This window comes from Ruegeria sediminis (assembly GCF_005938215.1).
In the GTDB taxonomy this organism is placed as follows: domain Bacteria; phylum Pseudomonadota; class Alphaproteobacteria; order Rhodobacterales; family Rhodobacteraceae; genus Ruegeria; species Ruegeria sediminis.
On sequence record NZ_VCPD01000011.1, the window covers coordinates 33,306 to 45,939 of the forward strand.

Annotated in this window: 12 protein-coding genes; 8 read left to right on the forward strand and 4 right to left on the reverse strand. The window is 62.5% G+C overall.

Features of this window, described 5'->3' with window-relative positions; all coding sequences use genetic code 11:
* The first annotated feature begins 25 nt into the window (after window positions 1–25).
* The 8 genes from FGK63_RS19885 to FGK63_RS19920 all read left to right on the forward strand — a co-directional run bounded on the left by FGK63_RS19885 (window position 26) and on the right by FGK63_RS19920 (window position 7,878).
* Window positions 26–1,576 (forward strand): putative bifunctional diguanylate cyclase/phosphodiesterase, encoded by a 1,551-nt coding sequence (locus tag FGK63_RS19885; protein WP_342777341.1) that lies wholly within the window; start codon window positions 26–28, stop codon window positions 1,574–1,576.
* A 126-nt stretch (window positions 1,577–1,702) separates the two neighbouring features.
* Entirely contained in the window at window positions 1,703–3,532 is a 1,830-nt protein-coding gene (gene yidC, locus FGK63_RS19890; protein WP_138845577.1) for a membrane protein insertase YidC, read from the forward strand.
* Window positions 3,529–4,266, forward strand: a complete 738-nt coding sequence (locus tag FGK63_RS19895; RefSeq protein WP_138845579.1) for an MOSC domain-containing protein — start codon at window positions 3,529–3,531, stop codon at window positions 4,264–4,266. Before yidC ends, FGK63_RS19895 begins: the two co-directional genes overlap by 4 nt.
* A complete protein-coding gene (yihA, locus tag FGK63_RS19900; RefSeq protein ID WP_138845581.1) occupies window positions 4,263–4,916 on the forward strand; it encodes a ribosome biogenesis GTP-binding protein YihA/YsxC in 654 nt (217 codons plus the stop codon). Before FGK63_RS19895 ends, yihA begins: the two co-directional genes overlap by 4 nt.
* A gap of 102 nt (window positions 4,917–5,018) precedes the next feature.
* Entirely contained in the window at window positions 5,019–5,882 is an 864-nt protein-coding gene (gene argB, locus FGK63_RS19905; RefSeq protein WP_138845583.1) for an acetylglutamate kinase, read from the forward strand.
* Between the two features lie 57 nt (window positions 5,883–5,939).
* Window positions 5,940–6,734, forward strand: coding sequence for a sterol desaturase family protein (locus FGK63_RS19910; RefSeq protein WP_138845585.1), 795 nt, complete (start codon window positions 5,940–5,942; stop codon window positions 6,732–6,734).
* The gene (locus FGK63_RS19915; RefSeq protein ID WP_138845586.1) at window positions 6,731–7,396 is read left to right on the forward strand and encodes a ferredoxin; all 666 of its coding nucleotides are present in this window, start codon (window positions 6,731–6,733) and stop codon (window positions 7,394–7,396) included. The genes FGK63_RS19910 and FGK63_RS19915 overlap by 4 nt, the downstream gene beginning before the upstream one ends.
* A complete protein-coding gene (locus tag FGK63_RS19920; protein ID WP_138845588.1) occupies window positions 7,381–7,878 on the forward strand; it encodes a SixA phosphatase family protein in 498 nt (165 codons plus the stop codon). Before FGK63_RS19915 ends, FGK63_RS19920 begins: the two co-directional genes overlap by 16 nt.
* 64 nt (window positions 7,879–7,942) lie before the next feature.
* On the opposite strand, the gene FGK63_RS19925 is transcribed toward FGK63_RS19920, so the two are convergent.
* From FGK63_RS19925 to FGK63_RS19940, 4 genes are all read right to left on the reverse strand, one after another.
* Window positions 7,943–8,734: an amino acid ABC transporter ATP-binding protein gene (locus tag FGK63_RS19925; RefSeq protein ID WP_138845590.1), complete on the reverse strand. Its 792-nt coding sequence runs from the start codon at window positions 8,732–8,734 to the stop codon at window positions 7,943–7,945.
* Window positions 8,735–8,744: 10 nt separating this feature from the next.
* Complete coding sequence (locus tag FGK63_RS19930) at window positions 8,745–10,052, reverse strand: amino acid ABC transporter permease (protein ID WP_138845592.1); 1,308 nt, start codon at window positions 10,050–10,052, stop codon at window positions 8,745–8,747.
* Between the two features lies 1 nt (window position 10,053).
* Window positions 10,054–11,322, reverse strand: coding sequence for an amino acid ABC transporter permease (locus FGK63_RS19935; RefSeq protein WP_138845594.1), 1,269 nt, complete (start codon window positions 11,320–11,322; stop codon window positions 10,054–10,056).
* Between the two features lie 132 nt (window positions 11,323–11,454).
* Window positions 11,455–12,471 (reverse strand): amino acid ABC transporter substrate-binding protein, encoded by a 1,017-nt coding sequence (locus tag FGK63_RS19940; protein ID WP_138845596.1) that lies wholly within the window; start codon window positions 12,469–12,471, stop codon window positions 11,455–11,457.
* Between the last annotated feature and the right edge of the window lie 163 nt (window positions 12,472–12,634).

Consider the following 12,634-nt stretch of genomic DNA (forward strand, 5'->3'; position numbering starts at 1 on the left):
GCGATCCTCGCCCAACCAAAGGCCCATGAGACCGATGCGGAACATCTCGCTGTTCACCCGATTTCGTGACCGGTTCGTCCCCATCCTGACGGGGCCGCCGATCCTCGCCTTTCTTCCCGCCGTTTCGCTGGGCGCCTTCTGGCTTGGTGGTGAAACCGCCTTGCTGCTGACGGCGCTGGGGTTGCCATTGCTGTTCGCGGCCGTCGGCGCCTTGGACATTTGGCCCGCCTCGGGCCGGGCGACGCGCGACAGGGTCACCGGCCTGATTCAGCGGGACGAGTTTTTGACGGCAATGACCCGCCTGCACCGCGAAGCGGCCGTTTCAGGGCAGCGTTCCGCCTGTTTCGTCATCGCGCTGGACCAGATTCGCGAAATAGAAGAACGGCACGGGCAGTTGGCGGTGGACATGATCGCCCAACGCAGCAGCGAACGGATTACCGCCGCAGTCCGGCGTGGCGACATCGCCGCCCGTTTCGATCACGATCGGTTTGCCGTCTGCCTTTCGCCGGTGCCCCAGCTTGAGCTTGAGCACTGCATCCAACTGGCCGGCCGAATCCAGGCCGCGATCGAGGACCCGATCATCCTGAACGGGATCACCGTTTATGTCTCCTGCTCGGTCGGGTTCTGCCTGCACGGCCGTGCGCCCGGCAACGACGCCGACGGTTGGTTGGACGCGACGCTTGCCGCGTTGGGAGATGCGAAACAGATCGGCCCCTCCACCATTCGCGCCTATTCCGCGGCGTCGCGCCGCGCCGGACGCCTCCGCACCGATCTGCGCAACGACATCCGCAATGCTCTTGATACGGGGCAGATCGTACCCTGGTTCCAGCCGCAGGTTTCGACCGATACCGGCAAGGTGACGGGATTCGAGGCGCTGGCCCGCTGGGTCCATCCCACGCGCGGCGTGCTTGGGCCGGACACGTTTCTACAAATCGTCGAGGAAACCGGCCTGGTCGAGCGCCTTGGCCAGGTCATTCGCCACCACGCGCTGGGCGCGTTGAAATCCTGGGACGAGGCCGGGATGCGCATTCCCCGGGTCAGCGTGAATTTCGCGGCGGAGGAGTTGCGCAGTCCCGGGCTGGTCGATCGCATTCAGTGGGAACTCGACCGGGTCGACCTGCGCCCGGATCGGCTATGCGTCGAGATTCTCGAAACCGTCTTCGACAAGGCGCCAGACGACGTCATCGCCCGAAATGTTGCCGGTTTGGCCGCATCGGGGTGCCGGATCGATCTGGACGACTTCGGGACCGGCCACGCTTCGATCGCCTCGCTCAGGCGTTTCGACGTTTCGAGGATCAAGATCGACCGGTCCTTCGTCAAGCGGGCGGACCGGGACCCGAAACAGCAACAGCTTGTCGGCGCCATTCTGACGATGGCCGAGCAGTTGAACCTGGAAACGCTGGCCGAAGGCGTTGAAACGACCGGCGAACATGCGCTGCTGGCGCAATTGGGCTGCGGTCATGTGCAGGGGTTCGGGATCGCAGGCCCGATGCCGTTCGAACACACCCTCCACTGGATTGCGGAACACGAAAAAAACCTTGGCAGGACGCCGTCGATCGGACACAAGACGGGTTGATTTATGCCGTTCCGCGGGCGGACAACGCCAATTACACCGGAATTCGGGGCTGAATCTGCTTGACCTTTCGGGCTGCACTCTGTTGAACCCACCGGTGTCTTCCAATGCAGAAGGTGGCTGTCCCAGATGGACGATCAGAACAAGAATCTCATCCTCGCAACCGCGCTCAGCTTTCTCGTGATCCTTGTTTGGTTCGTGCTGTTCCCTCCCCCGGAACCGAGCACCCAAGCAGAGGACACCACGATCAGCGCCACCGAAGGTGAAACGGTTCAGACGCCGAAAGCAGTTGGACCCGCCGAAGGCGGCGGCAGCGCTCCTGTCACGGCAGAAGCCGCGCCCGAGACCCAGGCGCCGCGGGTTCAGATCGACACGCCGCGCCTGACCGGCAGCCTGTCGCTGTCGGGTGGCCGGATCGACAAGCTGTCGCTCAAGGATTACCGCGTGTCGCTGGCCAAGGACTCGAAGATCGTCGAGCTTCTGTCGCCGGTCGGTTCGCAATCCGCCTATTACGCCCTGTACGGCTGGGCGCCCGGTGCGGGTCTGAAGGCCACCGACGTGCCAGGCCCCAACACGTTGTGGAGCCTTGAACAGGGCGAAACCCTTGGCGTGGACAGCCCCATCACCCTGGTCTGGGACAATGGCAACGGCCTGACCTTCCGCCGCACCATCTCGGTGGACGAAAACTACATGTTCACCGTGACCCAGTCGGTCGAGAACGCGACGCAGGCCGAAGTGGGCATGGCCCCCTACGGCATCCTGGCGCGCCACGGCGTCGGCGAAGACGCCGAACTGCCGGAACTGAAGAACTTCTTCATCCTGCACGAAGGCGTCATCGGCATGACCGACGGCACCCTTTCCGAAATAGACTACGACGATGTGCGGGATTTCGACGTCCATCCGAACGAGCGCGCGCAGGCCGAGGTATTCCAGGTCAAGCAAGACGGCTGGATCGGCTTCACCGACCACTACTGGATGACCACGCTGATTCCCGAGCCGGGATCGGCCTTCCGGGCGGCGGCGAAATACGACGACCGCCGCAAGATCTACCAGACCGAAACCGTGCTGCCGACGCTGACCGTCCCGGCGGGCGAATCCGCGCAAGTCACCACGCGCCTGTTCGCAGGCGCCAAGGAATGGGAAACCATCCGCGAATACCAGGCCGAGGGCGTCCTGAAATTCATCGACAGCATCGACTGGGGCTGGTTCTTCTTCCTGACCAAGCCAATCTTCTGGCTGCTGCACAACCTCAATCAGCTGATCGGCAACATGGGCTGGTCGATCATCGGCCTTACCCTGATCATCAAGGCGATCCTGTTCCCGCTGGCCTTCAAATCCTACGTCTCGATGGCGAAGATGAAGGAACTGCAGCCGCAGATGGAGGCCCTGAAGGAAGCCGCCGGCGACGACCGCCAGAAGATGCAGCAGGGCATGATGGAACTGTACAAGAAGGAAAAGGTGAACCCCGCTTCGGGCTGTCTGCCAATCCTCCTGCAGATCCCTATCTTCTTCTCTCTCTACAAGGTGATCTTCGTCACCATCGAACTGCGCCAGGCTCCGTGGTTCGGCCCCTTCCAAGACCTTAGTGCGCCTGACCCGACCTCGATCATGAATTTCTTCGGCTGGATGCCCTGGGCCGGTCCCGAGCCGGGCTCGCTGATGGCGACCATCTTCATCGGCATCCTGCCGATCCTGCTGGGCGTCTCGATGTGGCTGCAGCAGAAGCTCAATCCGGCGCCGACCGACGCCACACAGGCGATGATCTTCGCTTGGATGCCATGGGTGTTCATGTTCATGCTGGGCAGCTTCGCCAGCGGGCTGGTCGTGTACTGGATCGCGAACAACACGATCACCTTCACGCAGCAGTACCTGATCATGCGCAGCCAGGGCTACACGCCCGACGTGTTCGGCAACATCAAGTCCGGCTTCAAGCGGACGCCCAAGACGGGCGGCAAATGAGCGGGACGGTCACCGGCCTCTGGCGGCACCCGATCAAGGCGCATGGCCGCGAGGCACTTGAGGCGGTGACCATGACCCCCGGGCAGACCATGCCCGGGGATCGCGTTTGGGCGGTCGCGCACGAGAAATCGGATGCGGACGGTATGCAATGGGAACGCTGCACCAATTTCACGCGCGCGGCGGGATCGCCGCAACTCATGGCAATCTCCGCCCGTACCGACGGCGATCGGATCGTCCTGATGCATCCCGGGCGTCCGGACCTGACCTTCAACCCCGATCATGACACGCGGTCGTTTCTTGATTGGGTCGCCCCGCTGATGCCCGAGGGACGCGCGGCCCCTGCCCGCATCCTCCGTGTCCCGGGCGTCGGCATGACGGACAGCGACTGGCCTTCGGTGACGCTCTGCAACATGGCCTCTCACCGGGCGGTGCAACAGAAAGCGGGCCTGCCGCTCTCCATCCATCGCTGGCGCGGAAACATCTGGTTCGACGGCCTGCCGGTCTGGGAGGAGTTCGACTGGATCGGCCGGGACATCCGGATCGGCGGGGCGGTGTTCCGGGTTCGCGAGCGCACGACACGGTGCCTGGCCACCGCGGCCAATCCCGAAACCGGGCTCCGCGATGTCGATACGCTGGCAACGCTTGAGACCTGGGGCCATCAGGATTTCAGCGTTAAGGCCGAAGTAGTCCAGGGCGGTGAAATCCGCGTCGGTGACAAGGTGGAACCACTATGACCACTCTGCCCTTTCCCATAGCCGAAGAACCCGATGCGGCGGCGCTCGAAGCCGGGCGCAAGCTGTTCGCCGGCCAGTCCGAGTTCGTCAAGGGCGTCGTCGCCATGTCCGGCCTGCCCGCTCCCGACCGGCTCGAGGTGTGTTTCGCCGGCCGCTCGAACGTGGGCAAATCAAGCCTCATCAATGCGCTGACCGGCACCAAGGGGCTTGCCCGCGCCTCCAACACGCCCGGGCGGACGCAGGAGATCAACTATTTCACCCAAGGCCCAAGCCTCTACCTGGTCGACCTGCCCGGCTACGGCTACGCCAACGCGCCGGTCAAGGTGGTCGAGAAATGGCAAAAGCTGCTGAAGCAATATCTCGGCGGTCGGCAGACCCTGCGCCGCGCCTTCGTGCTGATCGATTCCCGTCACGGCGTGAAGGCGGTGGATGACGAGATCATGAAACTGCTGGACAGCAGCGCGGTCACCTTTCAATGCGTGCTGACCAAGGCCGACAAGGTGAAAGCCAAGGAACGTGAAAAGGTGCTGGACCAGGTCCGAAAGGCGCTGGCCAAACACCCGGCCGCCTTCCCCGAGATCGTCCTGACCTCTTCGGAACAGGGCGACGGCATTCCGACGCTGAGGTCGATCATCGCCCATCTGGAATAACCGGTCGCTGTTCCCGCCGCAGCCAAGCGACGCATTTCGCCCGATCCGGACTTGGCAGTTCCGCGCAAAGGCCCTAACACGGGTCGTCAAAGGGACACAGCCATGAAGACACAGGACATGAACCGGGACTGGATCGCCACTGCTGCCACGCTGAGCAGCGCCCTGCCCTATCTGCAGCGTTACGACGGGGCAATCGTTGTCATCAAGCTCGGCGGTCACGCCATGGGCAGCGACGAGGCGATGGAAAGCTTCGCCCGCGACGTCGTGTTGCTGCGGCATGTCGGCGTCAACCCGGTGGTCGTGCACGGCGGCGGCCCCATGATCAACGCGATGCTCAAGAAGCTGGACATCCAGTCGGAATTCGTGAACGGCAAACGGGTGACGGACCAGGCCACGGTCGAGGTGGTCGAGATGGTTCTTTCGGGCGTCGTCAACAAGCGCATCGTGCAGGCGATCAACGCGCAGGGCGGCACCGCGGTGGGTCTGTCCGGCAAGGACGCCAATCTGATGATCTGCGATCAGACGGACAGTTCGCTGGGCTTTGTCGGCACCCCGTCCGAGATGAACCCGAAACTGCTGCAGGACCTCTTCGCGCATGACGTGATCCCGGTGATCGCCCCCCTGGGCGCGGGCCGGAACGGCGAAACCTTCAACATCAACGGCGACACCGCCGCCGGCGCCATCGCCGCCGCGCTCAAGGCCGACCGGCTGTTGCTGCTGACCGATGTGTCCGGCGTCAAGAATGCCGCCGGCGAAGTCGTGACCGAACTCAAGGCCGGACAGATCCGTGAAATGACCCGTGAGGGCACGATCGCGGGCGGCATGATCCCCAAGACCGAAACCGCGCTGGACGCGCTGCACAGCGGCGTTCGGGCCGTGGTCATTCTGGACGGGCGCGCGCCGAATGCGGTTTTGCTGGAACTGTTCACCGAACACGGCGCCGGTTCGCTGATCCGGCCCGACTGACGCCTTCGTGACAAGCGCGGGCTTGTGATTTGATGTCACATGCCCAACTGTGAATGTATGGAGCAAGAAACCGTCATTCGCCTGGCCGTATTTCTGGGTCTGTTCGCCGTCTTCGCGGTGGCCGAGTCCTTTTCCCCGCGCCGGCCTCGCCAATATGACCGGCGCCGTCGCTGGCTCACCAACCTGTCGATCACTGTCTTGAATACGCTGACGCTCAGGGCGATGGCGATAGGCGTTCCTTTGCTGGCTGTCGGCGCTGCCATCGATGCAGGGCAGAAGGGTTGGGGCCTTTTCAACCATCTGGACTGGCCCGGTTGGATCGAGGTCACGCTGTCGGTCCTGATCCTCGACTTCGCCATCTGGGCGCAGCATCTGGTCACCCACAAGGTCCCGATACTGTGGCGGTTGCACCGGGTGCACCATGCGGACCGCGACATGGACGTGACCACGGCGGTTCGGTTCCACCCGGTCGAGATCGCGCTATCCATGCTTTTGAAGATCGGTTTGGTCTACCTGCTGGGTCCCAGCGCGCTTGCCGTCGTGCTTTTCGAGATCGTGCTGAACGGAACCGCTCTCTTCACCCATTCGAATCTGAAACTCCCCCTTGCCGTGGACGCGGTGTTGCGTAGGATTCTGGTGACGCCGGACATGCATCGGGTGCACCATTCGTTGCTGCGTAAGGAACATGACAGCAACTATGGTTTTGCATTGTCGATCTGGGACCGGATGATGGGAACCTACGTGGCGCAACCGGGAAAGGGGCATGACGACATGACCATTGGCCTTGAATGGCAGGATGACCGCCCGACGCGGCTGGGGTGGAGCCTGTCGCTGCCGTTCCGAAAAAAATGAGTTACGGCGAAGTCGAGGCGGCCGCAAAAGGGGCCGGGTTGATCGTGATGGGCGCGCTGCATCCGCGGACAAGCGGCGCCAGGGGGCTGAAAGGCGGCACCCTGATCCTGCTTGGCGCCGGGTCCGGGTTTTGGCCCATTCTTCAGGCTGCGCCCGAGTGGCGCGACGGCAAGCCCGATCCCGTCGACCGCTGGTCCAGCCGCGTCGTGGGTTCCATCGCCGCGGCCTTTGGCGCCGAGGCGCGCTTTCCGTTCGGTGGCCCTCCCTATGATCCGTTCATCGACTGGGCGCTGAAATCCGGCCGCGCCTTCCTCAGCCCGGTCGGAGCCATGGTGCACGACACCGTGGGGATGATGATCTCATACCGGGGCGCGCTGCATTTCGCGGATGAATTCGTCATACCTCGTACCGACGCTGCCTCGCCCTGCCTGGCCTGTTCCGAGCCCTGCGCCACGGCCTGTCCGGTGGGGGCGCTGAATGCGGATTCGTTCTATGACGTCGCGGCCTGCCATCGCCATCTGGATACGCCCGAGGGCAGTTCCTGCATGACCGGCGGCTGCGCCGCCCGCCTGGCCTGCCCGGTCAGTGCGGGTGCGGGCCGCCACCCCGAGCAATCCGCCCACCACATGAAGGCCTTTCATCCGTCATGCCCCGCACTCTGATCCTGATCCGGCACGCAAAGTCCAGTTGGGACGACTTGACTCTGGACGACCATGACCGCCCGCTGAACAAGCGCGGCCGCAGGTCGGCGGAGGCGATCGGGGCCTGGTTGAAACGGAAAGGATGGCTGCCGGACGAGGTTCTAAGCTCGACCTCCGTCCGCACGCGGGAAACCTGGGCGAGGATGGCGCTGGATGTGGACAAGGTCACCTTCACCGGCGATCTCTACCACGCCTCGCCTGAGGAGACGTTGTCGCTGCTTTCTGAAGCGAAAGGCGATACGGTTCTCCTGCTCGGTCACAATCCCGGTTTCGCCGAATTCGCGGGTGAGATCGTGGACGAAGCACCGATGCACGCGCGGTTCTTCGATTTCCCGACCTGCGCGACGGCCGTAATCCGGTTCGACATCGACGATTGGCGGGATGTGAAGTGGCACAGCGGAGAGGCGGTGGATTTCGTCATCCCGCGCGAACTTCTGAAATAGAAAAGGCGGGGCAAGTCCCCGCCTTCACTCTTTCTGCAGCTTAGGGGCTTGGCCCCATCCTGCTTCAGTGACCCAGGATCTGGCTGAGGAACAGCTTGGTCCGTTCGCTCTTCGGGTTGTTGAAGAACTCTTCCGGCTCGTTCTGCTCCACGATCTGGCCGGCATCCATGAAAATCACGCGGTTCGCGACCTGACGGGCGAAACCCATCTCGTGCGTCACGCAAAGCATGGTCATGCCTTCCTCGGCCAGTTCGATCATGGTGTCGAGCACCTCCTTGATCATTTCCGGGTCCAGCGCCGAGGTCGGTTCATCGAACAGCATGATGCGGGGCATCATGCAGAGCGACCGGGCGATGGCCACGCGCTGCTGCTGACCGCCGGACAGCTGGCCGGGGTACTTGTCGGCCTGTTCCGGGATCTTCACCTTTTCCAGGAAGTGCATTGCGCGCTCCTCGGCCTCCTTGCGGGGCGTCTTGCGAACCCAGATCGGGGCCAGCGTGCAGTTTTCCAGGATGGACAGGTGCGGGAACAGGTTGAAGTGCTGGAACACCATCCCGACCTCGGACCGGATCTTGTCGATGTTCTTGAGGTCGTTCGACAGCTCGGTTCCATCGACGACGATCTTGCCCTGCTGGTGTTCCTCCAGCGCGTTGATGCAGCGGATCAGGGTGGACTTGCCCGAGCCCGACGGGCCGGCGATCACGATCCGCTCGCCCCGGTTGACCGTCAGGTTGATGTCGCGCAGCACGTGGAAGGCCCCGTACCACTTGTTCATGTTGTTGATTTCGATGGCGACCTCGTCGCTCACCTGCATCTTCGATCGGTCGATTTCGCGTTCTACGGAAAGTTGTGACATTGGGCCCTCCTCAGCGATGGCCGGTGTGGAGCTTGCGCTCCAGATACATGGAATAGCGGGACATGCCGAAGCAGAAGGCAAAGAACAGCAGGGCGATGAAGCCGTAGAGTTCCCAGACGATGCCGTTCCAGTTGGCGTCCGCGCGGATTGCGTTGGACAGGCCCAGAGGGTCCAGAAGCCCGATGATCGAGACCAGCGTGGTGTCCTTGAAGACCCCGATGAAGGTCGACACGATGCCCGGGATCGAGATCTTGAGCGCCTGCGGCATGATGATCAGCCGTTGCGACTGCCAGTAGTTGAGGCCGAGCGAGTCCGCCCCCTCGTACTGGCCGCGCGGCAAGGCGGCGAGACCGCCGCGGATCACCTCGGCCATGTAGGCCGCGGCAAACAGCGTCACCATGATCAGCACCCGCAGGATGATGTCGAAATTGGTCCCGGGCGGCAGGAACAGGTTCAGCAGGGTCGATGCCACGAACAACAACGTGATCAGCGGAACGCCCCGGATGAACTCGATGAAACCCACGCAGATATATTTCACGATCAGCAGATCGGACTGGCGCCCCAGCGCCAGCACGATGCCCAGCGGCAGCGAACAGGCGATGGCGACGACGCCGATGGTGATCGACAGCATGAAGCCCCCGAACTTGCGGCTTTCGACCGGTTCGATCCCAATGGCCGCGATGGAGTCCATCGCTCCGACAAAGTAGCTGGACAGGACAAGCCACCAGATCAACGCAACGAGAGCGCCCGCAATGAAACCCAGCAGGGTGCTCATCGCCTTGCTGACCGCGTTGAATGCCGCCCAACCCAGAACGAAGCCCAACAGCGCCGCGACGGGTGCCCAGATCGTTCCGCCCCAAAGAAGCCAGGGGAAGATGAACGGGTAGAGCGCCGAGAAGATCAGCAGTTTCGAGGGCACCTTGTCGGAAAACAGCACCGGTGCCAGCGCCACGCCCAGCAGGACGAAGGCCGCGATGGGACGCCAATAAAGATGCTCGGGGTAGAAGCCGAAGATCAGCTGTATCCAGCGTTCGTGGATCACCCCCCAGCAGGCGCCGGCGTAGTGTCCTTCGCGGCCCAGCGCGTGCAGGATCTCGCGGCATTCCGCCAGCGAGCCCGAATCCCAGGTCGGCGAGATCACCCACGGGACGAGACCGGCCAGTACCTTGAAGATAAAGTACAGCGACAGAACCGTCAGCAGGCTGTTGAACCAGTTCGAGAACAGGTTGTGCCTTACCCAGCCGATTGCGCCCACTTCGGATACGGGCGGCTCCTGCTCGGGGAGCATCTCGGTACGGACATATCCAATGTCAGACATCTCAACGCTCCTTCAGTTTTACGGATTCGTTGTACCAGTTCATTATCGCCGAGATGGTCAGCGAGATGGACAGGTACACAAGCATCAGCAGCAGAACGCATTCCAGTTCGCGGCCGGTCTGGTTCATCGTGATGCCGCCAAGCGTGCCGGTGATGTCCATGTAGCCCACGGCGATCGCCAGCGACGAGTTCTTGGTCAGGTTGAGATAGTTCGAGATCAACGGCGGAATGATCACCCGCAGCGCCTGCGGCAGTATCACGAGGCTCATGATCCGGTTCGGACGCAGACCCAGCGCCGCCGCAGCCTCGGACTGGCCCTTCGAGATGGCCATGATGCCGGCGCGTACGATTTCGGCGATGAATGCCGCCGTATATAGCGACAAGGCCAGCCACAGCGCGATCAGCGAGTTGCGCAAATGCGTGCCGCCCGAAAAGTTGAAGCCCTTGAGTTCGGGATAGCCGAGGTGGAAACCCAGCAGCGCAAGAAGAAGGGCCAGTGGAACGACCACCACGCCCAGCCGTTGCCACCACGTCACCGGACGATCGCCGGTCTTTTCCTGAATGGCGTCGGCGCGGTGCTTGATCCAGTTGGAGATCCAGATGCTGACGCCAAGAACGACAAGGATCGCCATCAGGTCCAGGCTGACGTCGAAACGCAGGCTGGACTCACCGAACAGATGAATGTTGCCCAGGCTGTTGGAAAACAGCGGTTCGGGGACGTAGACGCCGCGGTTGGTCACGGCGACGGCTTCGCCCAGGACCATGCTGGCCTCGGGGTTGTCTCCTCTGAATGCCCGGGGCGCCGGCAGCGTTTCGATCAGGATCGCCATGATGAAGACGATCCACAGAAGAACCGGCACGTTGCGGAACATTTCCACGTAGACGGTCATCAGGCGCGCGACGATCCAGTTGTGCGACAGGCGCAGCACGCCGATCACCACACCCAGAACGGTTGCGGTGATGCAGCCGAGAACCGCGACAACCAGGGTATTGAGCAATCCGACGAAAGCGGCCCTGAGATGGGTGTCGCGCGACGTGTATTCGAGCAGGCGCTGGTTGATGTCGTAGCTGGCCGGTTCTCCGAAAAAGCCGAACTCGACCGGTTTGCCCAGCGCCTCGAGGTTCTGGATTGTGTTGCTGATGATCCAGGCTGCCAGAAGCATGAAACCGATCAGTGCTATGACCTGAATGGTCGCAGACCGGTACCGCGTATCGTAAAGGAGCATGGACAGCCGGAACTGCTCCTTCGGCGGGTCAGAAAAAGTCGTCATGACCTATGTATATCCCCGTGACATCCCGGTTCATTCTCGGGCGGGGTTTGCCCCCGCTCCCACAGACCGGGTCTGTTGTTTGTAAGGATGCAAAAAGGGCGCAGGTTGCCCTGCGCCCTTTTCGCGGGTTTCTTAGCGGAACGGCGGCGAGTACAGCAGACCGCCATCGGTCCACTGGGCGTTCAGACCGCGCGCCAGACCGATCGGAGTGTTCTCACCGATGTTCTGTGCGAAGATCTCGCCAAAGTTGCCGCCCGCCTTGATGGCGCGCATGGCCCATTGGTTGTCGAGGCCCAGCATTTCGCCCAGCGTGCCTTCGGTGCCGAGGATCCGGTTGATTTCCGGGTTGTCGGTGCCAGCGGCCATCTCGTCGATATTGGCCGACGTGATGCCGTACTCTTCGGCCGAGATCAGCGCGTTCAGGGTCCAGCGAACCACGTCGCCCCACTCGTTGTCGCCGTGCCGGACCAGCGGGCCCAGCGGCTCTTTCGAGATGATTTCGGGCAGCAGCACGTGATCGCCCGGGTTTTCGAAGGTGGCGCGGGTTGCGGCCAGACCGGACGCGTCGGTGGTGTACACGTCACATGCACCGGCCAGGTACTGCTGCTGCGCTTCGGCGTTGGTTTCGATCGGAACCGGCTCGTAGCTGATGTTGTTCGAGCGGAAGAAGTCCGCCAGGTTCAGCTCGGTGGTGGTGCCGGTCTGGATGCACACGGTCGCGCCGTCCAGTTCCTTGGCCGAGGACACGCCCAGCGACTTGGGAACCATGAAACCCTGACCATCGTAGTAGTTGACGCCCACGAATTCGAACTTCAGGTCCACGTCGCGGCTGAAGGTCCAGGTGGTGTTGCGCGCCAGCATGTCGACCTCGCCCGAGGCCAGAGCGGTGAAGCGGGTCTTGCCCGTGGTCGGCACGAACTCGACTGCGTTGGCATCGCCCAGAACGGCCGCTGCAACTGCGCGGCACACGGCCACGTCAAAACCTTTCCACTCCCCATTCGCATCCGGCGCAGCAAAGCCGACCAGACCGGTGGTCACACCACAGTTCAGCTTGCCACGTGCCTTGACGTCGTCCGCCGTTCCAGCCGCAGCAACCCCTGCTGCAAGACCGGCAACAGTGGCCGCGCCCAAAAATACGGTTTTTTTCATTTTTACCTCTTCCTGATTTTCCGTCCTTGAAAGAAACGGTTCTGCCGGCATTCCCTCATGCCGGAAAGGTTACCGAAAAGGTGTCTCCCCTTTCGTGGCCCCAAGTTTGGGCGCAATCACAAACAAACGTCAAGAGCAGTATCAGGGAAATAGAAAATCCCCC

What these genes read in the sequence shown, in the direction of transcription:
- FGK63_RS19885 (WP_342777341.1), top strand. Translation starts at nt 26, where the DNA reads ATGAGACCGATGCGGAACATCTCGCTGTTCACCCGATTTCGTGACCGG.
- argB (WP_138845583.1), top strand. Translation starts at nt 5,019, where the DNA reads ATGAAGACACAGGACATGAACCGGGACTGGATCGCCACTGCTGCCACG.
- yihA (WP_138845581.1), top strand. Translation starts at nt 4,263, where the DNA reads ATGACCACTCTGCCCTTTCCCATAGCCGAAGAACCCGATGCGGCGGCG.
- FGK63_RS19925 (WP_138845590.1), bottom strand. Translation starts at nt 8,734, where the DNA reads ATGTCACAACTTTCCGTAGAACGCGAAATCGACCGATCGAAGATGCAG.
- FGK63_RS19920 (WP_138845588.1), top strand. Translation starts at nt 7,381, where the DNA reads ATGCCCCGCACTCTGATCCTGATCCGGCACGCAAAGTCCAGTTGGGAC.
- FGK63_RS19910 (WP_138845585.1), top strand. Translation starts at nt 5,940, where the DNA reads ATGGAGCAAGAAACCGTCATTCGCCTGGCCGTATTTCTGGGTCTGTTC.
- FGK63_RS19915 (WP_138845586.1), top strand. Translation starts at nt 6,731, where the DNA reads ATGAGTTACGGCGAAGTCGAGGCGGCCGCAAAAGGGGCCGGGTTGATC.
- FGK63_RS19940 (WP_138845596.1), bottom strand. Translation starts at nt 12,471, where the DNA reads ATGAAAAAAACCGTATTTTTGGGCGCGGCCACTGTTGCCGGTCTTGCA.
- FGK63_RS19895 (WP_138845579.1), top strand. Translation starts at nt 3,529, where the DNA reads ATGAGCGGGACGGTCACCGGCCTCTGGCGGCACCCGATCAAGGCGCAT.
- FGK63_RS19935 (WP_138845594.1), bottom strand. Translation starts at nt 11,322, where the DNA reads ATGACGACTTTTTCTGACCCGCCGAAGGAGCAGTTCCGGCTGTCCATG.
- yidC (WP_138845577.1), top strand. Translation starts at nt 1,703, where the DNA reads ATGGACGATCAGAACAAGAATCTCATCCTCGCAACCGCGCTCAGCTTT.
- FGK63_RS19930 (WP_138845592.1), bottom strand. Translation starts at nt 10,052, where the DNA reads ATGTCTGACATTGGATATGTCCGTACCGAGATGCTCCCCGAGCAGGAG.